The organism is Pseudomonas fluorescens, assembly GCF_000802965.1.
Lineage (GTDB): Bacteria > Pseudomonadota > Gammaproteobacteria > Pseudomonadales > Pseudomonadaceae > Aquipseudomonas > Aquipseudomonas fluorescens_A.
The window spans coordinates 44,376-70,093 of the sequence record NZ_JSAK01000014.1 but is presented as its reverse complement, the minus strand read 5'-3'; the positions used below and the strand labels follow the sequence as shown (position 1 = coordinate 70,093).

Genomic DNA, 25,718 nt, shown 5'->3' with positions numbered 1-25,718 from the left:
CCCAATAGTGGCTATCTGCTGTCGGTCTGCGCCTGCCAATAAAAATAAGAAATCCAAGGGAGACTTCCAGTGAAGAGCTTGCTCTATCCCGCCGTCGCACTGATGAATCGCCTGAGCTTCGGCATGAAGTTCAGCCTGATCAGCGTACTGTTTCTGGTGCCGATGCTGGTGACCAACTTCTACCTGGTGCGTGATTCCTATCGCGAATTCCAGGGCACCCGGGTTGAACTCCAGAGCCTGGACCTGTTGGGCAGCAGCCTGACGTTGCGGCGCGATCTGGAAACCCTGAACAACCTGGTGCAGATCAACGTCTCCCTCGGTCAATCCGGCAAGGCCGGGAATGTCGAGTCACAGATCAATACTTTGGGGCAAAGTGTGCTGAGCCGTATGCAAGGGTCGACGGCGATGAGCACCGACCCAGAACAGATTGCGGTCTTCGATGCCAAGCGCGATGAAATGATCGCCGCCTTCAAGGCTCAGCAAGCCGAAAGCTCGCTGCAAAGCAAAAGCGGCATGATCGGCAAGTTGCTCGGCAGCGCGCAGGTGTTCAGCCAGATCATTGCCAGTCAGGCCGGCCTCAGTCGTGATACGCAAAGCGACATGCGCCAGCTGAGCGAACTGATCACCAATGTCACCCCGCCGGTCACTCAGCTGCTGGGCGAAGGCCGGGCGATGGGCTCTTTTTCCTTGGGGCAGGGCTTTATCAATTCGTCATCGAGCACGCGTTTCGATGAGTTGTTGGCACAGATCGAAAAGCTGCAGGGCGAATACGGGGTGAAACTGCAGGATGCGCTGGGCTCCAGCTCTGCCGCACGGGAAACGCTTGCCGCCAAGGCTGATAGCAGCCGGGCGTCGTTGAAGAAAGCCAGTGAATTGTTCGAAGAACAAGTGGTGATGGCTGACACCCTCGATAGGCCATGGCAGGGCTTTTACGATCAGGTCACGGGCCTGATGGACCAGACCTACCAACTCAACGAAGCCACCCTGAAATTTCTCGGCACCCAGTTGCAGCAGCGTCTGGAGCAGAACCGCACGCACATGGTCTTGCAGGCCGTGGCGCTGTCGGTGGTGTTTGTGTTGATTTTTTATCTCTACGGCGGCTTCTACGCCTCGACCCGCACCACCCTCAAACGTCTTGGCGGGGTGATGGACAAAGTGGCGGCCGGCGACATGACCGTAACCTTCAGCGCCAATAGCCGCGATGAGTTGGGCGAGTTGGGCGAGGTGTTCAACGGCACGGTGAAAAAAATCCATGACCTGATCGAGCGCGTGGGACAGACCGTCAGCGAGGTCGAGCGTCAGGCCGGGCAAGTGGAACATGTCTCGGCGCAAAGCAATCAGGCAGTGGCCGGGCAACGCACGCAGATCGAGCAGGTCGCGACGGCGATGAACCAGATGTCCGCCACTTCACTGGAGGTCGCACGCAGTGCCGCTGCGGCGGTCAGCAGCGCCCACAGTGTCAACGACGAGACCGTCAGCGGTCGGGGACTGGTGCAGTCCCAGCAGGGCAGCATCGCGGCATTGGCCAACGAGATTGATCAATCGGTGCTGGTCATCAATCAACTGGCCAGCGACAGCCAGTCCATCAGCCGCGTGCTGGAAGTGATCAAGAGCATTGCCGAACAGACCAATCTGTTGGCGCTCAACGCTGCAATCGAAGCGGCCCGCGCCGGTGAACAGGGGCGTGGTTTCGCGGTGGTGGCGGACGAGGTCCGGACCCTGGCCAAGCGCACTCAGCAATCAACCGAAGAAATCGAGCAGATGATCGCCAAGCTCCACGGCGGTGTTGGCGCAGCGGTGAAGGCGATGGGCGTCAGCCACGAAATGGCGAATGGCACCGTGGGGCAGTCGGAAAAAGTCCAACTGGCACTGGAAAACATCCTTGGCGCCGTGGGCATGATCGTCGATCAGAACCAACAGATCGCCGCCGCCGTGGAGCAGCAAACCGCCGTGGCCCACGACATCGATCAGAACATCGTCGAGATCAACCGCGCCGGCGAGCGCACCGCCGAAGGTGCGCACCAGACCGAGGACGCCAGCCGTGCGTTGTCGGCTCAGGTGGTGGAGTTGAAGCAGTTGATCAGCGCGTTCCGGGTCTAACGAACACTGTGCCCCCTGTGGGAGCGAGCCTGCTCGCGATGACGGATTAACAGTCGAGAATTATGTCGACTGACACTCCGCTATCGCGAGCAGGCTCGCTCCCACAATTGTTTTGGTTTGTCTGTTACCAGTTGAACAGCTCACAGGCATTGGCGGTGCTGTTGGTAGCCAGTTGCTCGGGGCTGATCGCCATGATGGCGGCCAGTGCCGCGCAGATCGCCGGCAAGTGCGCGGGGCTGTTGCGTTGACCTGGGAACATGGCGGGCGCCATGTCCGGTGAGTCGGTTTCCAGGACCACTGAATCCAGCGGCAGCTCGGCGAGGACGCGGTGCATACGCAGCGCTTGTGGCCAGGTCGCGGCGCCGCCGAGGCCGAGTTTGAACCCGAGCTTGATGTACTCGCGGGCTTCTTCCTTGCTGCCAGCGAAGGCGTGGATGATGCCGGCTCGTTTCAATTTGAAGCGTTTGAGCGTGGCAATCACCGCCGCATGGCTGCGCCGCACATGGATCAACGCCGGTAAATTGAAGTCCGCCGCCAGTTGCAGTTGTGCGTCGAACAACGCTTGCTGGCGATCGCGGTCCAGTGTTTCGATGAAGTAATCCAGGCCGATCTCGCCCACCGCGCACAACTGTCGGTGACCGGCCAAACGGCTTAGCCAATCAGCGAGTTCGGTTAAATCTTCCGGACGATGATCGTCCAGATACACCGGATGCAAACCGAAGGCCGCATGCAGGTCGGAATCGCTTTGCACCAGCTCCCAGACCCGCTGCCAATTGCCCTGATAAACCCCCAGCACCACCATTCGCCGCACCCCGAGGACCCGGCTTTCGGCCATCAGCGCCTGACGATCCGCGTCGAAGTCGGGGAAGTCCAGGTGCGTGTGGGTGTCGATCAGGTCCATGGCTCAGTCCTGACGAATACGTTGTTTGAACGTCCGTGCGATGGCCTGCACGCCGGGTTGATAATCGGACTGCTCGATGGCGGCCAGCGCCAGGGCCAGGGCTTTGTCGGCAATCAGCTGGTGTTGTTGGGCCATGGCATTGACCGGCAGCGGCAGGAAGTCGAGTAACTGGGTGTCGCCGAAGGTGCCGAGTCGCAGCGGTCGGGATTTCAGCGGGAAGTCGTGCAAGGCATCGAACACGCCCTGTAGCAGAACGTAGGACGTGGTCACCAGCGCATCCGGCAAATGCCCCAAGCGCTGTAGCATTTCTTCCATCAACTGCTTGCCGCACTCGCGGCTGAATGATTCCCCGTGCTCGATCAGCACTTCGCCTTTGAACCCGGTCAGCGCCTCTTTGAACCCGGCGGCCCGTTCCTGGCTGATGCTCAACTCGGGGCGGGCGCCGATCAGGGCGATCTGCTTGGGCAACGGCTCGAGCAGGCTGCGTGTCAGTTGCAGGCTGGCTTCGCGATCGTCGCTGATGACCGAGCAGAAATGCTCGGGCGCCATGACCCGGTCGATGGCGATGATCGGAATGCCCTTGGCCTGCAATTGGAGATAGCTGTCGTCGCCGGGCGGCAGGCAACTGGCGACAATCAGCGCATCACAGCGCCGGGCGCGGAACAGTTGCAGCAATTGCCGTTCGCTGTCCGGTGCATCGTCGGAGCTGGCGATCAGCAACTGATAGCCGCGAGCGCGCGCACCTTGTTCCAGCAGTTTGGCGATTCGCGCGTAACTGGGGTTTTCCAGGTCCGGCAGAATGAACCCCAGCGTGCGGGTGTGCCGACTGCGCAGCCCGGCCGCCTGCGGGTTAGGCGTAAAGCCATGAAGATCGACCACCGCGCGCACGCGCTCGACGGTGGCGCTGCTGATGCGTTGCTGTTCGGCCTTGCCATTGATGACGTAGCTGGCGGTGGTAACGGACACACCGGCCAACTGGGCTATATCACTGAGTTTCAACCCGCAATTCCTTGTTTTCTCGAGCTTGCCTCGACATTTTCGCCAATCCTACCCGATTCGGGCAGTCGACCATGGTCACAACGCATCCGACAAGTTGGACTTCAAGGATGGGACATTATCGAGTAACGTGCCAATCGATCTAGATTAAACGTTTCAGCAAGCGTATTTTCTACGTTAAAGGTGCCTTTGGCCGGTTCTGCCGCGAAACCGACAAAGACTGTGACAATACAAGCGCCTAAGCTGAAATCATTCAAAACAATACCTGGTGCCAACCGGTGCCAAAAAGGAGAAAGCATGCTCGAGCTCACCATAGAGCAGATATCCATGGCCCAGTCGGCTGTGGATAAGTCCGCAGCGTTGCAATTACTCGCCGGGCATCTGGTCGCCGACGGTCTTGTGGCCGACGGTTACCTCGCCGGGTTGCAGGCGCGCGAAGCCCAGGGCTCGACCTTTCTCGGCCAAGGTATTGCCATCCCCCACGGTACACCGGAAACCCGCGACCAGGTGTTTTCCACCGGCGTCCGGCTGATGCAATTCCCCGACGGCGTTGATTGGGGCGACGGCCAGATCGTCTACCTGGCGATAGGTATTGCTGCCAAATCCGATGAGCACTTGCGCCTCTTGCAACTGCTGACCCGTGCCCTCGGCGAGACCGATCTGGGCCAGGCCCTGCGCCGCGCCAGTACCGCCGAGGCCTTGCTGAAACTGCTGCAAGGCGCGCCGCAAGAACTGGCGCTGGATGCGCAGATGATTGGCTTGGGCGTTGCCGCTGAAGATTTCGAAGAACTGGTTTGGCGTGGTGCACGTTTGTTGCGCCAGGCCGACTGCGTGAGCAACGGTTTTTCTGCGGTATTGCAGCAAGTCGAAGCGTTGCCGCTGGGCGATGGGTTGTGGTGGCTGCACAGCGAACAAACCGTCAAGCGTCCGGGCCTGGCCTTCGTCACGCCGGACAAACCGTTGCGATATCTCGGCCAGCCGCTGAGCGGGTTGTTCTGTTTGGCCAGTCTGGGCGAGGCCCATCAAGCATTGCTCGAACGCCTGTGCGCGTTGCTGATTGAAGGGCGCGGCCATGAATTGGGTCGCGCCACCAGTTGCCGCGCGGTGCTTGAAGTGCTCGGCGGTGAGTTGCCGGCGGACTGGCCGAGCGCGCGGATTGCCCTGGCCAACGCCCACGGTTTGCATGCGCGCCCGGCGAAAATCCTCGCGCAATTGGCAAAAAGTTTTGAAGGCGAAATACGCATCCGCATCGTCGACGGCCAGGACAGCGCCGTGTCGGTGAAGAGCTTGAGCAAACTGCTCAGCCTTGGCGCTCGTCGCGGTCAGGTGCTGGAAATCATCGCCGAGCCGAGCATCGCCGCCGATGCATTGCCTGCGTTATTGGCCGCCATCGAAGAAGGCCTCGGTGAAGAAGTCGAGCCGTTGCCTGCGGTGAGCCAACAACGCGAAGAGATTGTCGAGGTCGCCGCGGTGCTGCTCGCGCCGGCATCAGGCAGCCTGGTTCAGGCCATCGCCGCCGCACCGGGGATCGCCATTGGCCCGGCGCATATTCAAGTGCTGCAAACCATCGATTACCCGCTGCGTGGTGAGTCGGCCGCCATCGAGCGCGAGCGTCTCAAGCAAGCGCTGGCGGATGTGCGGCGTGACATTGGCGGTTTGATCGAACGCAGCAAGGCCAAGGCCATTCGCGAGATTTTCGTCACCCACCAGGAAATGCTCGACGACCCGGAATTGACCGATGAAGTCGACACCCGCCTCAAACAAGGCGAGAGCGCGGAAGCGGCGTGGATGTCGGTGATTGAAGCCGCAGCGCGGCAACAGGAATCGTTGCAGGACGCCTTGCTCGCCGAGCGCGCCGCTGACTTGCGCGACATTGGCCGTCGGGTGCTGGCGCAACTCAGCGGTGTCGAAACCCCGAGTGAGCCGGAGCAGCCGTACATTCTGGTGATGGACGAAGTCGGTCCGTCCGACGTGGCACGTCTCGATCCGGCGCGTGTCGCCGGCATTCTCACTGCCCGTGGCGGCGCCACAGCACACAGCGCCATTGTTGCGCGGGCCTTGGGCATTCCGGCGCTGGTTGGTGCCGGTCCGGCGGTGTTGCTGTTGGCACCAGGTACGCCGCTGTTGATCGATGGTCAGCGCGGGCGTTTGCATGTGGACGCCGACGCGGCGACCTTGCAGCGTGCCACGCAAGAGCGCGACACCCGCGAACAACGCTTGAAGGCGGCCGCCGAGCAACGTCATCAACCGGCATTGACCACTGACGGTCATGCCGTCGAAGTGTTCGCCAACATCGGTGAAAGCGCCGGTGTGACCGCTGCGGTGGAGCAGGGTGCCGAAGGCATCGGCTTGCTGCGTACTGAACTGATTTTCATGGCTCACCCACAAGCGCCGGACGAGGCGACCCAGGAAGCTGAATACCGTCGTGTCCTCGATGGCTTGGCCGGGCGACCGCTGGTGGTGCGTACCCTTGATGTTGGCGGTGACAAACCGCTGCCGTATTGGCCGATCGCCAAGGAAGAAAACCCGTTCCTCGGTGTGCGCGGCATTCGCCTGACCTTGCAGCGGCCGCAGATCATGGAAGCGCAGATTCGCGCCTTGCTGCGCGCCGCCGACAACCGTCCGCTGCGGATCATGTTCCCGATGGTCGGCAGCGTCGATGAGTGGCGTCAGGCGCGGGACATGACCGAACGCCTGCGCCTGGAAATCCCGGTCGCGGACCTGCAACTGGGGATCATGATCGAAGTGCCGTCGGCGGCCTTGCTGGCGCCGGTCCTGGCCAAGGAAGTCGACTTCTTCAGCGTCGGCACCAACGACCTGACCCAATACACCCTGGCCATCGACCGTGGTCATCCGACCCTGTCGGCGCAGGCCGACGGTTTGCATCCGGCGGTGCTGCAACTGATCGACATCACCGTGCGCGCGGCCCATGCCCATGGCAAGTGGGTCGGCGTGTGCGGTGAGTTGGCGGCCGATCCGCTGGCGGTGCCGGTGCTGGTCGGGCTCGGTGTGGATGAGCTGAGCGTCGGCGGGCGCAGCATCGCCGAGGTCAAGGCGCGGATTCGCGAACTCAGCCTGGCCCAGGCTCAAACCCTTGCCCAACAGGCTCTGGCCGTGGGCAGCGCCAACGAAGTGCGCGCATTAGTGGAGGCCCTGTAATGGCCAAGATCTTAACCCTGACCCTCAACCCGGCACTGGACCTCACCGTGCAGTTGCCGCGCCTCGAGCCCGGTCAGGTCAACCGCAGCGACGTGATGCACACCCACGCCGCCGGCAAAGGCGTGAACGTGGCGCAGGTGCTGGCGGACCTTGGGCATCAACTGACCGTCAGCGGTTTCCTTGGTGAAGACAATCCGCAAGCGTTCGAAACGCTGTTCGCCAAACGCGGCTTTGTCGATGCGTTCATTCGTGTTCCCGGCGAGACCCGTAGCAACATCAAACTCGCTGAAAGCGATGGGCGTATCACTGACCTCAATGGTCCGGGGCCGCTGGTCAGTGCGGCGGCGCAGCAGGCCTTGCTTGATCGTCTCGATCAGATTGCGCCGGGACATGACGCCGTCGTTGTCGCTGGCAGCCTGCCGCAAGGCATCAGCCCGCAGTGGTTGCAGGCGTTGATCCTGCGCTTGAAAAAGCTCGGTTTGAAAGTGGCCCTGGACACCAGCGGCGATGCGCTACGGGCCGCGCTCAAGGCCGGCCCGTGGCTGATCAAACCCAACACCGAAGAGCTGGCGGAAGTGCTCGATTGCGAAGTGGTTTCCGTTAACGCACAAGCCGAAGCGGCGAGCCGTTTGCACGCGCAAGGGATCGAACACGTGGTGATTTCCCACGGTGCCGACGGCGTGAACTGGTTCAGCGTCGGCTCGGCGCTGCATGCCACGCCGCCCAGGGTCAGTGTCGCCAGTACGGTGGGCGCGGGCGACTCGTTGCTGGCGGGCATGCTCCACGGTTTGCTCAGCGCCGATACGCCTGAACAAACCTTGCGCACCGCCACGGCGATTGCCGCGATGGCGGTCACCCAGATCGGTTTCGGCATTGGCGATGCGGCGCACCTGGCGCAGCTCGAACAGGGTGTGCGCGTGCGTCCCCTGACAGAACAATAAGAGGGTTGGTCATGAAGTTAGCCATTGTTACTGCCTGCCCGAATGGCATGGTCACCAGTGTGCTGTGCGCCCGTTTGCTCGACGCAGCGGCCCAGCGTCAGGGCTGGAGCACCGTTGTCGAAATCACCGATGCGGCGCATCCCGAGCGGCAATTGTCGGCGGCCACGATCGACGCGGCGGAGTGGGTGTTGCTGGTGACCAGCGCACCGGTGGATATGTCGCGATTCGTTGGCAAGCGTGTATTCCAGAGCACTCCGGCGCAGGCCCTGCAGGACGTCGAAGCGGTGCTGCGCCGTGGGGCGCAAGAGGCTCAGGTGTATGTCGCGCCTGAAGCCGTTGCCGAACCGATCACCGTCGCCCAAAACGCCCCGCGTCTGGTGGCGATCACCGCATGCCCGACCGGTGTCGCCCATACCTTCATGGCCGCCGAAGCCTTGCAGCAAGCGGCCAAGCGTTTGGGCTACGACCTGCAAGTGGAAACCCAGGGCTCGGTCGGTGCGCGCAATCCGCTGAGCGAGCAAGCGATTGCCGAGGCTGACGTGGTGTTGCTGGCCTGCGATATTGAAGTCGCGACCGAGCGTTTTGCCGGCAAGAAAATTTACCGTTGCGGCACCGGCATTGCCCTCAAGCAAGCTGAAGCAACGCTGAAAAAAGCGCTGGCCGAAGGCACCCAGGAAACTGCGTCCACGGGCGCAAAAGGTCCGGCCAAAAAAGAAAAAACCGGCGTCTACAAACACCTGCTGACCGGCGTGTCGTTCATGTTGCCGATGGTGGTGGCTGGCGGCCTGATGATCGCCCTGTCGTTCGTGTTCGGCATCACCGCGTTCAAGGAAGAGGGGACGCTGGCGGCGGCGCTGATGCAGATCGGCGGCGAGACCGCGTTCAAACTGATGGTGCCGTTGCTGGCGGGCTACATCGCCTACTCCATCGCGGACCGTCCGGGCCTCGCACCGGGGATGATCGGCGGTCTGTTGGCGAGCACGTTGGGCGCCGGTTTTATCGGCGGGATCATCGCCGGTTTCATTGCCGGTTACGCGGCGCAGGCGATCAATCGATATGCGCGTTTGCCGCAGAGTCTTGAAGCGCTGAAACCGATCCTGATCATCCCGTTGCTGGCCAGTCTGTTCACCGGCCTGGTGATGATCTACGTGGTCGGCAAACCGGTGGCGGGCATGCTTGCCGGGCTCACGCATTTCCTCGACAGCATGGGCACCACCAACGCGATTCTGCTCGGCGTGCTGCTGGGCGGGATGATGTGCGTCGACCTCGGCGGGCCGATCAATAAGGCGGCGTATGCGTTCTCGGTCGGGCTGCTGGCGTCGCAGAGTTATGCGCCGATGGCCGCGACCATGGCGGCCGGCATGGTGCCGCCGATTGGCCTCGGCATCGCCACGTTCATCGCCCGGCGCAAGTTCGCCCAGACTGAGCGCGAGGCCGGTAAAGCGGCGCTGGTGTTGGGCTTGTGCTTTATCTCGGAAGGGGCGATTCCGTTTGCTGCGAAAGACCCGCTGCGGGTGATCCCGGCGAGCATCGCCGGCGGAGCGCTGACCGGCGCGTTGTCGATGTATTTCGGCTGCAAGTTGATGGCGCCCCACGGTGGCTTGTTCGTGTTGGCGATCCCGAATGCGATCAACCATGCGTTGCTGTATTTGCTGGCGATTGTTGCCGGGAGTTTGTTGACGGCGGTGGTGTATGCGCTGGTGAAGCGGCCTGAGACAGTTGAGTTGGCGGTAGAGCCCGTGAGCGCGTAATCCCTTGTAGGAGCCGGCTTGCTGGCGATGGCGATTTCATGACCGCTATCGCCAGCAAGCCGGCTCCTACAAAGCCGATGTCACCTTCAGGTCATGTTTTCCATTTTCAGGGAGAACACCATGAGCGAATTCGACCTCGGCCGCCGTCGTGTCTTGCAAGCGGTGGGCGCCGGGTTGTTGTTGCCGGGGCTGGCGCCGGTGGTGATTGCGTCGATCAAGGATCGTCCGCAACTCACCGATGGCGTGCAGTCCGGCGACGTGCTGGGTGATCGGGCGATCATCTGGAGCCGCACCGATCGCCCGGCGCGCATGGTGGTGGAGTGGGACACCCGCAGTCTGTTTCCCTACCCCCGACGCTTCGTTTCGGCCCTGGCCGATGCCCGCTCCGATTTCACCGCCCGGGTCGAGCTCAGCGGGCTGCCCGCCGATCAGGCGATTTTCTATCGCGTACAGTTCGAAGATGCCCAAAGCGGCGTCACCAGCGAGCCGTGGTTCGGCCATCTGCGCAGCGTGCCGCAGACGAGGCGCGACATCCGTTTCGTCTGGAGCGGTGACACTGCCGGCCAGGGCTTCGGCATCAATCCGGACATCGGCGGCATGCGCATCTATGACGCGATGCGTTTGCGGCTGCCCGACTTCTTTATCCACTGCGGCGACAGCATCTACGCCGACGGTCCCATACCGGCGCAACTCACCACAGAAAGCGGTCGCGTGTGGCGCAACATCACCAGCGAAGCCAAGAGCAAAGTCGCCGAAACCCTCGACGATTACCGGGGCAATTACCGCTACAACCTGATGGACGAAAACGTCCGCCGCTTCAACGCCGAAGTGCCGCAGGTCTGGCTATGGGATGACCACGAAGTGGTGAATAACTGGTCGCCGGGCACGTCTCTGGATGCGCGCTACACCGACAAAGATATCCACAGCCTGGTGCGGCGCGGACGTCAGGCCTGGCTTGAATATGCGCCGATGCGTTGGCAGAGCGCCGAAGCTGGTCAGCGGATTTATCGTCAACTCAGTTATGGGCCATTGCTCGATGTGTTCGTGCTCGACATGCGCAGTTATCGCGGGGCCAACGACGACAACTTGGGTGCCGCCAAACCCTTCCTGGGTCGTGAACAACTGGATTGGTTGAAGGCTTCGTTGAAAGGCTCGAATGCCCAATGGAAAGTCATCGTCGCTGACATGCCGATCGGCCTTGGTGCACCGGATGGTCAGGTCAGCCCCGGCTTGATGCGCTGGGAATCGGTGGCCAATGGCGACCCGGGACCGGCGCAGGGGCGTGAGCTGGAAATCGCCGAGTTGTTGGGTTTTCTGCGGGCGCATCAGGTGCGCAATTTCCTCTGGCTGACGGCGGATGTGCATTATTGCGCGGCGCATCATTACCACCCGGACCGCGCCGCGTTTCAGGACTTTGAACCGTTCTGGGAGTTCGTCGCGGGGCCGCTGAATGCCGGGAGTTTCGGCCCGGACAAACTGGATAAAACCTTTGGCCCTGAAGTGGTGTTCGAGAAAGCACCACCCGTGCAGAACATGTCGCCGTTTGCCGGGTTTCAGTTTTTTGGCGAGGTGAACATCGATGGCCAGACAGGGGAGTTGAGCGTGGTGTTGCGAGATCTGGATGGGGTGGCGGTGTTCGAGCAAAATTTGCAGCCAGCCTGACCACACATCCCCTGTAGGAGCTGCCGAAGGCTGCGATCTTTTGATTTTGATTTTTGAAAGATCAAGATCAAAAGATCGCAGCCTTCGGCAGCTCCTACAGAGGCGGGGTGGGTCAGTAGACGTCGCGGCGGTAGCGGCCCTGTTCGATCAGTCGCTGGACTTCGGCGGCGCCCAGTACGTCGTTGAGCACTTGATCCACGCCTGCGGCCATCCCCTGAAGGCTGCCGCAGATGTAAATCACCGCGCCATCCGCCAGCCATTTTTTCAGCTCATCGGCTGATTCGCGCAGGCGATCCTGGACGTAGATCTTCTCGGCCTGATCCCGCGAGAACGCCAGGTCCAGACGTTCCAGGTCACCCGAAATCAACCACTCTTCCAGCTCATCTCGACACAGGTAGTCATGCTCGCGATTACGTTCGCCGAACAACAGCCATTGACGCTGTTGGCCATCGGCAATCCGCGCCTTGAGCAAACTGCGCAGCCCGGCCAGACCGGTACCGTTGCCCAGCAGGATCATCGGCACCGGCTCGGTCGGCAGATGGAAACCGCTGTTGCGCCGTACGCGCAGGCTGATGGTGCCGCCCACTGGCGCGTGTTCGGTCAGCCAGCCGGAACCGATCCCGAGGCTGCCATCGGGGTGCAGTTCCTGGCGCACGATCAGTTCCAGGACACCGTCGGCGGCAATCGAGGCAATCGAGTATTCACGCGTGGCCAACGGCACCAGCGCCTCCGCCAGCGCCTGGGCATGCAGGCCGACCAGGTGCGCGCGGTTCTCCGGCAATTGGCGGCTGGCGAGGGCTTGTTCCAGCGGTTGCGACAGGCCATCGAATTCAATCGTCGCCCGGCCATCAATCCCCAGGCCATCAAGGAAATGTTCGATGGCCCATGGGCAATTGCGTGGCAACACTTCTACCAGGTCGCCGGCCAGCCAACTGCTGGTGGTCGGCGCCTTGAGGCTCAGCAAGTACACCGGCGAACCGCTGCTGTCCGGGTTGAGTAGCTCTCGATGTGCCAGGATCCAGTTGTCGTAGCTCGGTGCTTGCCAGGTGTTCGCCGGCATTTGCCCGGTCAACTGACCGAGTTGTTGCTGCCAGTGACGTAAGGCGTAAGGGTCACCGCTGTCGACTTCCACCGGGGCGAACAAAGTCTTGCCGCCGTGCTCGCCGAGCCAGGTGTGCAAGCGCCGGGCGAAACCGCAGAAGTGTTGATACTGCCGATCACCGAGGCCGAGTACGGCGTAGTTCAGGCTTTCCAGGCTCAGCGCGCGACCCAATACCTTGCGTTCAAAACCACGGGCGCTGTCCGGTGCTTCGCCGTCGCCGAAAGTGCTGACTACGAATAGCGCGTTGTTCGAATCACGCAGGTCCTGCTCGCTGACCGTCGCCAGTGCCTGAACTTTCACCGGCAGGCCGGCCGCCTGCAATTGACCGGCGGTTTGCCACGCCAGTTGTTCGGCAAAGCCGCTCTGGCTGGCGAAACCGATCAGCCACGCCGGGGCGTCGCTGCCCGATTGGGTGAGGCCTTGGCGGGCGTCCTTGATCTGGCGTTTTTTGCGTCGGCGATCGAGGTACAGCAGCCAGCCAGTGATGAAAAACAGCGGCATGGTCAGGGCGCTGATGGTCAGGATAATCCGCCCGGCGATGCCGAAGTAACTGCCGACGTGCAGCGCATAGATGCTGGTCAACAACTGCGCTTTGAAGCTCTTGTCGCTGTAGCGTTCATGCCGTTTGATCGCGCCGGTGACGGGATCGAGGGTGAGCTGGTTCAGCGCGCGGTCGTGGGGTGAATCTTTGAGCAGGTAGAAAACGGTCGCCGGTTGTCCGGCCACCGCAGGCATGCGGGTGTTGTAGAAACTCAGGTCGGGACCGGCAGCGCTGTAGATGCTGCTCCACATCGCCGAGTAATCGACGGTCGGTGCCGGACCACTTGGCGCAGGGCCTCGACCGCCGCGAACGCGTTCGTTCTGCGGCGAATCGGAGAGCAATCGGGTCAGGCCTTTGTTGTACCACTCGTAGGACCAGGACAGCCCGGTCAGTGCCGCCAGGAGGTAGAACACCAGGCACCAGGTGCCGGCGACCGAGTGCAAATCCCAGTTGAAGCTGCGACCTTTTTTCTTCCAGTCGAGGGTCAGCCAGGCACGCCAGCTTTTCCACTGGCGCGGCCAGCGCAGGTACAGGCCCGACAGGCAGAAAAACACCAGGATCAGCGTGCACGCACCGGTGATTTGTCGACCGGTATCGCCCATGGCGAGGAAGCGGTGCAGTTGCAGCATAAAGCCGAAGAAGCCCTGGCCGGTGGCGTCGCCCATGAGTTCAGCGGTGTACGGGTCGAAGAAACGCATCTGCCCGCGCCGCTCGCCCGGTGGCGGGGTGAAGAACACTTTGGCGGCAATGTCGCTGTCGATGCCGACCGAGAGCATCGCCACTTTTTTGCCCGTGGCCGCTTCGATTTTCTCCACCAGTTCGGCAGGCGGCAAAACACCGGCGACCTGTTTCTCGACCTGCAACACCGAAGGGTTCAGGGCGTACAGGATCTCATCCTGAAACGATACCGTCGCCCCGGTGATGCCCATCAGGGCCAGGACCAGTCCGGCGCTGATGCCAAAAAACCAGTGCAACTGGAACAGGGTTTTCTTCAACACGTCGCTCGCCTTGTTCGTTCAAAAGTGGTCATCACGGCGCGCATTATGCCGTGGGTTGTCGAGAAACATTCTGTTTACACACAAAAGCCCCATTCACCTGGATGAACGGGGCCTACCTCTGTAGGAGCTGCCGCAGGCTGCGATCTTTTGATCTTTTAAAAGCAAGATCAAAAGATCGCAGCCTGCGGCAGCTCCTACAGGTTTGTGTTCACGCTTGTGTCATCAGAAGTGGAAGTTGGTACTCAGCAAGGCAGTACGGCCCGCCGCCTGGTTGGCGAAGTGAGTCGAGAAGGCTTTGTCGTAGTAGGTTTCGTCGGTCAGGTTCTGTACGTTCAGTTGCAGGTCGACGTTTTTGGTCAGCTTGTAGGCGGCCATCGCATCGTAACGAACGTAGGAATCAACCATGGTGGTGTTGGCCGCGCTACCGAACACGTCGTCGACATAGAACGCGCCACCGCCGATGGTCAGCTTCGGCGTGACCTGGTAAGTCGTCCACAGGCTGGCGCTGTTTTTCGGTGTGTTCGGCAGTTCGTTGCCATCGTTGGCTTTGTTGGCCGGCAGGTCGCCGCCATCAACCTGCTCGCTGTCCATGTAGGCGTAACCGGCGAACACCTGCCATTTGTCAGTGAGCTTGCCGGTGGCCGACAGTTCGAAACCTTGAACGCGGGTTTTGCCGACGTTTTCGTAGGTGGTGGTGTTGGTTTGCACACGAGCGTTGTCTTTCTCGGTGCGGAAGATGTCTGCCGTCAGCGACAGGCGATCGTTCAGCAGATCCCACTTGGTGCCGATTTCGTAGTTCTTGGTGGTTTCCGGCTCCATGTCGCTGCTCAGCAGGTTGCCGCTGCGATCAGGGGTGCCGCCCAGCGGGTTGCCATCCTGGCCTTCGCCGAGGGTAGCGCCCGGTGGCGTTGCCGAGGTTGCGTAGGACGCATAGATGCTGCCGTTTTCCGCCGGCTTGTAGACCACACCGAACTGACCGGTCACGAACTCGCTGACATCATCGCCCTTGGCGGTGGTGGTGCCGGCTGCGTTGTAGGTTTTGTAGTCGGTGTCGAAATGGTCGTAGCGCAGGCCCATGTTCACCAGCCACTGCTCGGACAGCGTCAGGGTGTCGAACACGTAGAGCGCGTAGGTTTTGCCCGTGGTGTCGGTGCCGGCATAGTTGCGCGAGATGGCACCGTTCCATGGATCGCTCGGGGTCGGGTTGGACAACGAGGTGCAGTTGTAGCCGCTTGGCGCGCCGATCATCGCCGGGGTGCAGTTGGTGCTCGAAGCCGGCACCGTCGTCAGTGGAGTGGTGTCGGAGTTGACGGTGTACGAGGATTTCTGGCTTTCCTCACGGCTCAACTCGATACCGGTGGCGAAGCTGTTCTTGAAGCCGGCGATGTACACGTCACCAAACAGGTCGGTCTGGTTGGTGGTGGTCTCGGTGTTGCTGACACGGCTGTTGGGCCGGCGCCAGACGCTGCCATTGTTGACGTTGCCCTTGCTGTCGTCCGGCTGGGTCAGGATGTAGTCCTGCATGCTGTTGCCATGACGCAGGGTGTTCTTGATGGTCAGCGCGTCGCTCAGGTCGTGCTCGATGGCGATGGTCGCGGTATCGGTGCGGCCCTTGCGGAAGTCGCGGCCATCGAGGCCGTAGAAGTTGCTGCTGTCGCCGCCGTCGTCAGGCTTGTCCGGGTTGGACTTGGTACGGGCAGCGGAGCCAGCGGTCGGGATCGAATACGGAATGCCCGAGTCCGGCGTGTCGTTACTTTCCAGATGGTAGTAGTCGAGGTTGACGCGGGTATCTGTGCCCAGGCCGAAGGCCAGCGATGGCGCAATGCCCCAGCGATCGTAATCGACGCTGTCACGCCCGGCGACGTTGCTCTCGTGGCTCATCAGGTTCAGACGGCCAGCGGCGGTGTCAGTGAACTGATAGTTGCCATCCAGGGTGTAACGCTGGGTGTGATCGGAGCCCCAGGTGAAACCACCGTCGAACGAGTTGCCCAGGTGCGCTTTCTTGCTCACCAGGTTGATGCTGCCGCCAGCCGCGCCACGGCCGCCGATGGCCGAGTTCGGGCCTTTGCTGACTTCGATCGATTCTACGGCGAAAATCTCGCGGCTCTGCGAACCGGTGTCGCGCACGCCGTCGAGATAGGTGTCGCCCTGGGCATCGAAGCCGCGAATGAATGGACGGTCGCCCTGCGGGTTACCGCCTTCACCGGCACCGAAGGTGATGCCGGGAACAGTACGCAGCGCGTCCTGCATGTTCATCGCGCCAGTGTCTTTTAGCACTTGCTGCGGGATAACGGTGACCGAGCGTGGTGTGTCGACCAGCGGTGCGGTGTACTTGGGAGAGGACGCTTTTTCGACGTTGTACGAGGTTTCGTCCTGAGCTTCGCCGGTGATGGCAGTGGCACCGAGGGAGATGGTGTTGCTCGGTGCTTTTTCGTCGGTCTTTTCAGCCGCGAAAACCATGTGGCCCGCGGAGCCGGCAGTGATCGCCACGCCAATTGCAGAAGCGAGCAAACGCGGTGAACTGACAGGTAATTGTGCTTGTTGGCGTGACATTTTAATTCCCCTCCCCAAGGATTTGAGGCCGCGGAATATAGGGTAAACACGTATTCGTATCAATTGCGAAACATTACTATTCGCACTGAATTTACAATCTTTACAATTTAACCTTACGGTTTTTGCTGTTTCGTTCGTCCCGTGGGTTTTACACAGTCAATAAGAATCAATACCATTGGCACCCCTTTGCTCCCAGGTGTCTCTGCCATGCTGCTGCACATCCCCGGCTTGTTCGATAAAGAAGAAGTGCAGCGCGTTCGCGAGGCTCTGGAGCAGGCCGATTGGGCCGATGGCAAGATCACCGCCGGTTATCAGTCGGCCAAGGCCAAGCACAATCTGCAATTGCCCGAAGGTCATCCGCTGGCCAAGGAGATTGGCGCGGCCATGCTGGAACGGTTGTGGAAAAATCCGCAGTTCATGTCAGCGGCGTTACCTCACAAAGTCTTTCCACCGCTGCTGAACTGTTACACGGCCGGCGGCAGTTTCGACTTCCACATCGACAACGCCGTGCGTCAGCCCAAGGGCAGTATGGAGCGGGTGCGCACCGATCTGTCGGCTACCTTGTTTTTCAGTGAGCCGGAGGATTACGACGGCGGTGAGCTGGAAATCCAGGACACCTACGGCACCCAGCGCGTGAAGCTGCCGGCCGGTGACATGGTTCTTTACCCCGGCACCAGCCTGCACAAGGTCAACGCGGTCACTCGCGGGACGCGCTACGCCTCGTTTTTCTGGACCCAAAGCCTGGTGCGCGAAGACAGTCAGCGCGCCTTGCTGTTCGAGATGGACGGCGCGATCCGGCAACTGACGCAGGATGTGCCGGATCACCCTTCGCTGATCCGCCTGACGGGCACCTATCACAATCTGTTGCGCCGCTGGGTCGAGGTATGAGTTTTCAATTGCGACGCGAGGAAGTCCTTGACGGCGATGCGCTCAAATCCATGCTCGAAGAAAGCCCGGCCCGTGCCGCCCAGGCGATTCTGATGGCCGCGCGCGAGGACGTTCTCGATGCGCAGGCGCTACTCGGGCAGATTCTGCTGGACGGGCAGGGCATCGCTCAGGATCAGCTGCTGGCGGTGCGCTGGTTCGACATCGCGGCGCGGCGCGGGCATTTGATGGCGCGCAACATGCTGGGGCGTTGCCATGAGCATGGGTGGGGGTGTGAGGCCGATGCTGCGCTGGCCGCACGGCATTATCAGGTTGCAGCCGAGGCTGGGCTGGATTGGGCGATGTACAACTACGCCAACCTGTTGGCGACCGGGCGCGGAGTGGTTGAGGATCAGCTCAAGGCATTGAGTTTTTATCAACAGGCCGCCGACATGGGCCATGCGAAATCGATGAACCTGCTGGGCCGATATCTGGAAGAAGGGCGCGTTTGCCCGGCAGATCCGGCAGCCGCCCGTGACTGGTATCGGCGTTCCGCCGAGGGCGGGGACTTTCGTGGGCAGTTCAGCTTTGCGGCGGTGTTGGCTGATGAAGGCAATGTCGATGGCGCGTTGGACTGGCTGCGCAAGGCGTTGGTCGCCGGAAATCTTAATTTCCTGCGGGTGGCGAGCGAGGCGCTAAAGAGCGCCACCGACCCACGTATTCAAATGCTGGCGAACGATTACCACCGCCGCTGCACCGAACTCACGTCGACCCTGTAGCGGCCGCAGGCTGCGATCTTTTAAAAGCAAGATCAAAAGATCGCAGCCTGCGGCAGCGCCTACAGGGGGATGGTGTACAGGCATTCGAACTTCTGTAGGAGCCGGCTTGCTGGCGATCCAGGCGCTCCGGTCAACCAGATACACCGCGTGACCGTTGATCGCCAGCAAGCCGGCTCCTACAGGATTGTAATCAGCCACAAAAAAGCCCATGACTCGTCATGGGCTTTTTACTTGCAGCTTGTGGCTGCTCTTACACGTAGAACGACTTCAGCGGCGGGAAGCCATTGAACTCAACCGCGCTGTAGCTGGTGGTGTACGCACCGGTCGACAGCCAGTACAGGCGATCACCGATGGCCAGGTTCAGTGGCAGGCCGTACTTGTAGTTTTCGTACATGATGTCGGCGCTGTCGCAGGTTGGGCCGGCGATCACGACTTCTTCCATCTCGCCTTTCTTTTCGGTCCAGATCGGGAACTTGATGGCTTCGTCCATGGTTTCGATCAGGCCGGAGAACTTGCCCACATCCGTGTACACCCAACGCTCAACGGCGGTACGGGATTTACGCGCGACCAGCACCACTTCACTGACCAGGATGCCGGCGTTGGCGATCAACGAACGGCCTGGCTCCAGGATGATTTCCGGCAAGTCGTCACCGAAGTCTTCCTTGAGGAAACGGATGATTTCTTCAGCGTAGGTTTCCAGGCTGTTGGTACGGGTGATGTAGTTGGCCGGGAAGCCACCGCCCATGTTGATCAGTTTCAGCTCGATGCCGTCTTCTTCTTTCAGACGCTCGAAAATCACTTTGACCTTGGCGATCGCCGCGTCCCAGACGCTGATGTCGCGCTGTTGCGAACCCACGTGGAACGAGATGCCGTACGGCACCAGGCCCAGGTCGCGAGCGAGGATCAGCAGGTCCATGGCCATGTCGGTCTGGCAGCCGAATTTGCGCGACAACGGCCAGTCAGCGGTGGTCGAGCCTTCGGTCAGGATGCGTACGTAGACTTTCGCGCCCGGCGCAGCCTTGGCGATGTTGCGCAGGTCGGCTTCGGAGTCGGTGGCATACAGGCGCACGCCCTTCTCGTAGAAGTAGCGGATGTCCTTGGATTTCTTGATGGTGTTGCCGTAGCTGATCCGGTCGGCGCTGACGCCGCGGCCCAGCACTTTGTCCAGCTCGTAGATCGAGGCGATGTCGAAGCTCGAGCCTTTCTCTTTGAGCAGGTCGATAATTTCCACGGCCGGGTTGGCCTTGACCGCGTAGTAGACCTTGGCGAATTCGAAACCGGCGCGCAGGTCGTCATAGGCCTGGCTGATCATCGCGGTGTCGATCACCACGAACGGGGTTTCTTGCTTGTCGGCGAACGCCTTCATTTTCTGGAAGGTTTCACGCGCGAAATAGTCTTCGACCTGGATCGACATACCTGGGAGCTCCTACTGGCAAACGTTAATAATCAATGGGTGCAAATGAACGTCCTCCGTATCCCCACTTTGGTTCGCCTACTTCCCAAGGCATGTCGCCGAAAGCAAAAAGGCCATGGGAAGTGCAGCTTTCCCTTGGCCTTGCTGTCTCGTCGTCAGTACTTGAGCCGGATGGATCGTTTCCAGCATGGACGTTCGGCGCGAACTTTAGGGCGTGAGGGGCTTGAGATCAACAAAAAATGTCGCGTTTTTGCACGCTTCCGTCGTGTGGTCCCTGACAGCTACTGATGTAACCGACCTGTGTGACGGTGTGATGTTCCCCGGATGGAGAGTTTTGGCGGGATTTGTATTGCCTTTGTGGCGAGGGAGCTTGCTCCCGCTGGGCCGCGCAGCGGCCCCAAATTTGCGGCTGCTGCGCAACCGAGCGGGAGCAAGCTCCCTCGCCACAGGGTCAGGTCAGGCGATGGCAGTCTCAGCTGGGGAAACGATGCTGGTCTTGCCGCCACGGGACTTGCCCGAGCTCAAATACTCAGCAATCGATTCCTGGGTCACTTCCCCAAGGAACACCCGCTCCGCATCCATCACCGGCAACCACGAGCGATTGAACTCGTACATCCGCGACAACAGGATGCGCAAATGCTCGTCGTAGGCCGCCGTGGCATTGAACTCGCGCAGGTATTGCCCGCAAGTGCCGGTCTGACGGTGCAGGTCGCGGCGGCGCACGTAGCCCAGCGCCTTGTTCTCGGTGCAGGTCACCACCACGTAGCGGCGGTCGTGCTCATCCATCAATTCCAAAGCATCGGCTACCGGGGTTTCCGGACTGACGGACGGCGCGTTGTCCGCTGCGTCTTCGGCCTTCACCAGCAACAGGCGTTTCAACGTGCTGTCCTGGCCGACGAAGTTACTGACAAAGTCGTCCGCCGGATGCGCGAGCAAGGTGTCTGGATGGTCGATCTGCAGCAGCTTGCCGGCGCGGAAGATCGCGATCTTGTCGCCCAGCTTGATGGCTTCGTCGATGTCGTGGCTGACCATGATCACGGTCTTGTTCAGCGCCCGCTGCATCTCGAAAAACTCGTTCTGGATCATCTCGCGGTTGATCGGGTCGACCGCGCCGAACGGTTCGTCCATCAACAGCAGCGGTGCATCCGCTGCCAGCGCCCGAATCACGCCGATCCGTTGCTGCTGGCCACCGGACAATTCCCGCGGATAGCGATGCAGGTACTGCTTGGGCTCAAGCTTGATCATGCTCATCAACTCGCGGGCGCGGTCGTGGCATTTCTGTTTGTCCCAGCCCAGCAGGCGCGGGACCACGGTGATGTTTTCCTCGATGGTCATGTTCGGGAACAGGCCGATCTGCTGGATCACATAACCGATGTTGCGCCGCAGGGTCACTTCGTCGAGGCCGGTGGTGTCTTCGCCGTTGATCAGGATCTTGCCCGAGGTCGGCTTGATCAGGCGGTTGATCATTTTCAGCGTGGTGCTTTTGCCGCAACCCGATGGCCCGAGGAACACGCAGATTTCGCCTTCATTGACGGTCAGGCTCACCGAGTCCACGGCTTTCACATCTTTGCCGTTGCTTTGGAAGGTCTTGCTGAGGTTTTGAAGTTCGATCATTTGAGCAGTCCTTTTGGAGTCAGCGAACGTTGCAGCCATTGCAGAAGCAGGTCAGCGAAGATGGCCAGAAGACTGACCAGCACGGCGCCGACGATCAGCATCGACATGTCGCTGCGGCTGATGGAAGCGAGGATGAGCACGCCCAGACCACCGGCGCCGATGGTCGCGGCGATGGTCATGACGCCGATGTTCATCACCACGGCGGTGCGCACACCGGCGAGGATCACCGGCACGGCGATGGGCAGTTCGACCATGCGCAGGCGCTGGCCGAAGGTCATGCCGATGCCGCGTGCGGCTTCGCGTATGCCCGGTTCGACGCCGGTCAACGCGAGGTAGGTGTTACGCATGATCGGCAGCAGCGAGTAGAGGAACACAGCGGTGATCGCCGGCATGGGGCCAAGGCCCTGACCGAACTTGGAATAGAACGGCAGCAGCAGGCCGAACAGCGCAATCGATGGCACGGTCAGCAGCACCGTGGCGCTGGCCTGCAAGGGGCCGGCGAGGGCCGGAAAGCGCGTCATCAGGATGCCCAGCGGCACGCCGACCACAATCGCCAGCGTCACCGCGATGCCGACCAGGGTGATGTGCTGCCAGGTCAGGTGTATTACCTGCTGCCAGTCGAGGTGGGAAAAGGCGTTGAGAAATTCCATGACTTTTCCTCCTTACTTGATTGGATGCTGGCGCAGGAAATCTGCGGCAACGGATGAAGGGCTTTCGTGATCGACATCGACCCGCGCATTGAGCTGGCGCATGGTCTCGTCGTCGAACAGTTCCGCCAGGGGCTTGAGCTGTTCCGCCAATTGCGGGTGTGCATCGAGGTAGGCCTGACGCACCACGGGAGCGGCGGTGTAGTCCGGGAAGTAGTACTTGTCGTCTTCCAGCAGCTTGAGTTTGAAGGCGTTGAGGCGACCGTCAGTGGTGTAGACCAGACCGGCAAACACCTGGCCGTTGCGCAGCGCTGTGTAGACCAGCCCGGCGTCCATCTGACGGATGTTTTTGCGGGTCAGGTTCATGTCGTAGAGCTTGACCATGCCGTCGAGACCGTCGGAGCGGTTGGCGAACTCGGTGTCCAAGGCCACCAGGTTGTTGGTCTTGGCCTCGTCGCGCAGCACTCTGTTCAGATCGCTGATGTTGTTGATCTGTGGGTATTGGTCAGCGACGTTTTTCGGCAGGGCGAGTGCGTAGGTGTTGCTGAATTTCGACGGGGTGAGCCAGACCAGTCCTTTCTTCGCGTCGAGTTCTTTCACCCGGGCGTAGGACTGTTCGCTGTCGAGTTTTTCCGTCACATGGTTGTAGGCCACCAGCGATACGCCGGTGTATTCCCAGAGCATGTCCAGTTGGCCGCTCTCATGAGCGCTACGGGCCAGGTTACTGCCGAGTCCGCCGGTCACTTGGGCGTCGTAGCCCTTGGCACGCAGGTATTGCGAGGTGATTTCCGCCAGCAGGGTTTGTTCGGTGAACACCCGGGCGCCGATGCGGATTACCGGTTTTTCGGCGGCTTGGGCAAATCCTGCGAACAGCAGGACGCAGCCCAGTAAAAAGCTTGATGTCTTCATGAGTATTCCTTTGCCGAGGCTTAAGACGGGCGCAAGCCGCGTTCGAGCCAGAGGCGGCTGGCGATCGTCACCAGGCCGTCCAGCAACAAGGCCAGCAGCGCCGTGCAGGCCGCGCCGAGCAATAGTTGCGGCTGATTGTTCAGGGCGATGCCGGGGAAAATCAGGCTGCCGAGACTGTTGGCGCCGATCAGGAACGCCAGCGGCGCCGTGCCGACGTTGATCGCCAGTGCGACGCGCACGCCACCGATGATGATCGGCACGGCGTTGGGCAATTCGACTTTCCACAGCACCTGGCGCGGGGTCATGCCGATGCCGACGGCGGCTTCCTTGAGCGAGCCCTGGACGTTTTTCAGACCTTCATAGGTGTTGCGCACAATGGGCAACAAAGAGGCGAGGAACAGGGCGAAAATCGCCGGGCCGCTGCCGATCCCGAGAATGCCCAGGGCGATGGCCAGCACGGCCAGCGGTGGAATGGTGTTGCCGATGTTGAAGATTTGCATGAAGCGTTCAGCACGGTCGACCCGGGTCGGACGGCTGAGGAAGATGCCGGCGGGAATGCCCACGACAAGGGCGGCCAGCATGGAAGCGAGGACGAGAATCAGATGAGCTTGCAGGTAAAACAACAAATCGTCGCGGTAGTGTTCGATCGTGTTGATGCCGATCCAGTGGATCAGCAGGGCCAGGAGGGCGATTACCAGCGCGCCTCCCATCAGCCCTTTGCCATAGCGAATAGCCACAGGCGGACTCCTTTTTTCTTTGTCGGCGAACGCAGTCCCGTGTGGCAGTGCCATACATGGCTGCCGGGATCGAAACGTTCGCGAGAAGCAGCTCTTCATGCTGATGAAACCGCATGAGATCGAGCCATAAGCGCAGCCTCGTCAGGCTAACTTGCTGATTTTTCAGCCCCTGACGAGTGGTCGTAGCAGGGGAGTGGACGCCTCCACCTTTTAAAAGGTTCCATAATTAGCAGCCTTTGGCCACCCTTGATTACCAATTGCGTCCCCGTAGGAGCCGGCTTGCGGGCGATAGCATTCCCGTGGTCTGCCAGATACACCGAGGTGATGTTATCGCCAGCAAGCCGGCTCCTACGAAGGGGTCTATTGGTCGCCGCGGTGGTCCGGGACGGTCGCTTTGCGCTATACTCGCCGCCCTTTTTTGAATCACCTGCCAGGCGATTTCCCATGACCAAACAGGCCGCCGAAGTCGCGAAACGCCGCACTTTCGCCATTATTTCCCACCCCGATGCCGGTAAGACCACCATCACCGAGAAGCTCTTGCTGATGGGCAAGGCGATTGCGGTAGCCGGCACGGTGAAATCTCGTAAATCCGACCGCCATGCCACCTCCGACTGGATGGAAATGGAAAAACAACGTGGTATTTCCATTACCACGTCGGTCATGCAGTTCCCGTATCGCGAGCATATGATCAACCTGCTCGACACCCCGGGCCACGAAGACTTCTCCGAAGATACCTACCGCACCCTGACGGCGGTGGACTCGGCGTTGATGGTTCTCGACGGCGGTAAAGGTGTTGAGCCACGGACCATCGCCCTGATGGACGTCTGCCGTCTGCGTGACACGCCGATCGTCAGCTTCATCAACAAACTCGACCGTGACATCCGCGACCCGATCGAACTGCTCGACGAAATTGAAGCGGTCCTGAAGATCAAGGCCGCGCCGATCACCTGGCCGATCGGTTGCTACCGCGATTTCAAAGGCGTGTATCACCTCGCCGACGACTACATCATCGTCTACACCGCCGGTCACGGCCACGAGCGCACCGAAACCAAGATCATCGAGAAGCTGGACTCCGATGAAGCGCGCGCGCACTTGGGTGACGAGTACGAGCGTTTCATCGAACAGCTGGAACTGGTGCAGGGTGCCTGCCACGAGTTCAACCAGCAGGAATTCCTCGACGGTCAACTGACCCCGGTGTTCTTCGGTACGGCACTGGGCAACTTCGGTGTCGATCACGTACTCGACGCCGTTGTCGACTGGGCGCCGCGCCCACTGGCACGCGTGGCTAACGAGCGCACCGTGGAGCCGGTGGAAGAGAAGTTCTCGGGCTTCATCTTCAAGATCCAGGCGAACATGGACCCGAAACACCGCGACCGCATCGCCTTCATGCGTATCTGCTCCGGCAAGTACGAAAAAGGCATGAAGATGCGCCACGTGCGCACCGGCAAGGACGTGCGGATCGGCGACGCGCTGACGTTCTTCTCCTCCGAGCGTGAGCAACTGGAAGAAGCCTTCGCCGGCGACATCATCGGCCTGCACAACCACGGCACCATCCAGATCGGCGACACCTTCAGCGAAGGCGAAGTCCTGGGCTTCACCGGCATCCCGCACTTCGCCCCGGAACTGTTCCGTCGCGTGCGCCTGCGTGATCCGCTGAAATCCAAGCAACTGCGTCAGGGCCTGCAGCAACTCGCCGAAGAAGGCGCGACCCAGGTGTTCTTCCCGGAACGCAGCAACGACATCATCCTCGGCGCCGTTGGTGTGCTGCAGTTCGATGTGGTCGCGAGCCGCCTCAAAGAGGAATACAAGGTCGAGTGCTCCTACGAGCCGATCACCGTCTATTCCGCGCGCTGGATCGAGTGCGACGACAAGAAGAAACTCGAGGAATTCTCCAACAAGGCGGTGGAAAACCTGGCACTGGACGGCGGCGGTCACCTGACCTACCTCGCACCGACCCGGGTCAACCTGGCGTTGATGGAAGAGCGCTGGCCGGACGTGAAATTCCGTGCGACGCGTGAGCATCACTAAGCATCAAGTGTTCGGGTACAGA

Annotated in this window: 17 protein-coding genes; 8 read left to right on the top strand and 9 right to left on the bottom strand. The window is 60.8% G+C overall.

Annotation, left to right across the window (positions count from 1 at the left end):
- The first annotated feature begins 69 nt into the window (after positions 1-69).
- Complete coding sequence (locus NL64_RS12155; RefSeq protein WP_034148324.1) at positions 70-2,100, top strand: methyl-accepting chemotaxis protein; 2,031 nt, start codon at positions 70-72, stop codon at positions 2,098-2,100.
- Between the two features lie 124 nt (positions 2,101-2,224).
- On the opposite strand, the gene NL64_RS12150 is transcribed toward NL64_RS12155, so the two are convergent.
- The gene (locus NL64_RS12150) at positions 2,225-3,001 is read right to left on the bottom strand and encodes a TatD family hydrolase (RefSeq protein ID WP_034148323.1); all 777 of its coding nucleotides are present in this window, start codon (positions 2,999-3,001) and stop codon (positions 2,225-2,227) included.
- 3 nt (positions 3,002-3,004) lie between these two features.
- The gene (cra, locus tag NL64_RS12145) at positions 3,005-4,000 is read right to left on the bottom strand and encodes a catabolite repressor/activator (RefSeq protein ID WP_034148322.1); all 996 of its coding nucleotides are present in this window, start codon (positions 3,998-4,000) and stop codon (positions 3,005-3,007) included.
- Positions 4,001-4,294: 294 nt separating this feature from the next.
- Here cra and ptsP point away from each other — a divergent pair, with 294 nt between their 5' ends.
- From ptsP to NL64_RS12125, 4 genes are all read left to right on the top strand, one after another.
- On the top strand, positions 4,295-7,156 hold the full coding sequence (ptsP, locus tag NL64_RS12140; protein ID WP_034148321.1) for a phosphoenolpyruvate--protein phosphotransferase: 2,862 nt from the start codon (positions 4,295-4,297) through the stop codon (positions 7,154-7,156).
- The gene (pfkB, locus tag NL64_RS12135; protein WP_034148320.1) at positions 7,156-8,097 is read left to right on the top strand and encodes a 1-phosphofructokinase; all 942 of its coding nucleotides are present in this window, start codon (positions 7,156-7,158) and stop codon (positions 8,095-8,097) included. Before ptsP ends, pfkB begins: the two co-directional genes overlap by 1 nt.
- Positions 8,098-8,108: 11 nt before the next feature.
- Positions 8,109-9,848: a PTS fructose-like transporter subunit IIB gene (locus tag NL64_RS12130; protein WP_034148319.1), complete on the top strand. Its 1,740-nt coding sequence runs from the start codon at positions 8,109-8,111 to the stop codon at positions 9,846-9,848.
- A gap of 120 nt (positions 9,849-9,968) precedes the next feature.
- Positions 9,969-11,510, top strand: a complete 1,542-nt coding sequence (locus NL64_RS12125; RefSeq protein WP_034148318.1) for an alkaline phosphatase D family protein — start codon at positions 9,969-9,971, stop codon at positions 11,508-11,510.
- Between the two features lie 112 nt (positions 11,511-11,622).
- Here NL64_RS12125 and NL64_RS12120 read toward each other — a convergent pair whose 3' ends face one another.
- On the bottom strand, positions 11,623-14,151 hold the full coding sequence (locus NL64_RS12120; RefSeq protein WP_034148317.1) for a PepSY domain-containing protein: 2,529 nt from the start codon (positions 14,149-14,151) through the stop codon (positions 11,623-11,625).
- 222 nt (positions 14,152-14,373) lie between these two features.
- Positions 14,374-16,704, bottom strand: a complete 2,331-nt coding sequence (locus NL64_RS12115; RefSeq protein ID WP_034148316.1) for a TonB-dependent receptor — start codon at positions 16,702-16,704, stop codon at positions 14,374-14,376.
- 207 nt (positions 16,705-16,911) lie between these two features.
- On the opposite strand from NL64_RS12115, the gene NL64_RS12110 reads away from it, so the two are divergent.
- A complete protein-coding gene (locus tag NL64_RS12110) occupies positions 16,912-17,592 on the top strand; it encodes a Fe2+-dependent dioxygenase (RefSeq protein ID WP_034148315.1) in 681 nt (226 codons plus the stop codon).
- A complete protein-coding gene (locus NL64_RS12105) occupies positions 17,589-18,347 on the top strand; it encodes a tetratricopeptide repeat protein (protein ID WP_034148314.1) in 759 nt (252 codons plus the stop codon). Before NL64_RS12110 ends, NL64_RS12105 begins: the two co-directional genes overlap by 4 nt.
- Positions 18,348-18,597: 250 nt before the next feature.
- Here NL64_RS12105 and NL64_RS12100 read toward each other — a convergent pair whose 3' ends face one another.
- The 5 genes from NL64_RS12100 to NL64_RS12080 form a co-directional block, all read right to left on the bottom strand.
- Complete coding sequence (locus NL64_RS12100; RefSeq protein ID WP_034148313.1) at positions 18,598-19,761, bottom strand: type III PLP-dependent enzyme; 1,164 nt, start codon at positions 19,759-19,761, stop codon at positions 18,598-18,600.
- Positions 19,762-20,217: 456 nt separating this feature from the next.
- Positions 20,218-21,375, bottom strand: coding sequence for an osmoprotectant ABC transporter ATP-binding protein OsmV (locus NL64_RS12095; RefSeq protein WP_034148312.1), 1,158 nt, complete (start codon positions 21,373-21,375; stop codon positions 20,218-20,220).
- Positions 21,372-22,025 carry an ABC transporter permease gene (locus NL64_RS12090; RefSeq protein ID WP_034148311.1) on the bottom strand — a complete coding sequence of 218 codons (654 nt, stop codon included), beginning with the start codon at positions 22,023-22,025 and terminating at the stop codon, positions 21,372-21,374. The genes NL64_RS12095 and NL64_RS12090 overlap by 4 nt, the downstream gene beginning before the upstream one ends.
- 12 nt (positions 22,026-22,037) lie before the next feature.
- Complete coding sequence (locus NL64_RS12085; RefSeq protein ID WP_034148310.1) at positions 22,038-22,931, bottom strand: glycine betaine ABC transporter substrate-binding protein; 894 nt, start codon at positions 22,929-22,931, stop codon at positions 22,038-22,040.
- A 20-nt stretch (positions 22,932-22,951) separates the two neighbouring features.
- A complete protein-coding gene (locus NL64_RS12080) occupies positions 22,952-23,641 on the bottom strand; it encodes an ABC transporter permease (protein ID WP_172668668.1) in 690 nt (229 codons plus the stop codon).
- 471 nt (positions 23,642-24,112) lie between these two features.
- On the opposite strand from NL64_RS12080, the gene NL64_RS12075 reads away from it, so the two are divergent.
- On the top strand, positions 24,113-25,696 hold the full coding sequence (locus NL64_RS12075) for a peptide chain release factor 3 (RefSeq protein WP_034148308.1): 1,584 nt from the start codon (positions 24,113-24,115) through the stop codon (positions 25,694-25,696).
- Positions 25,697-25,718 lie beyond the last annotated feature (22 nt).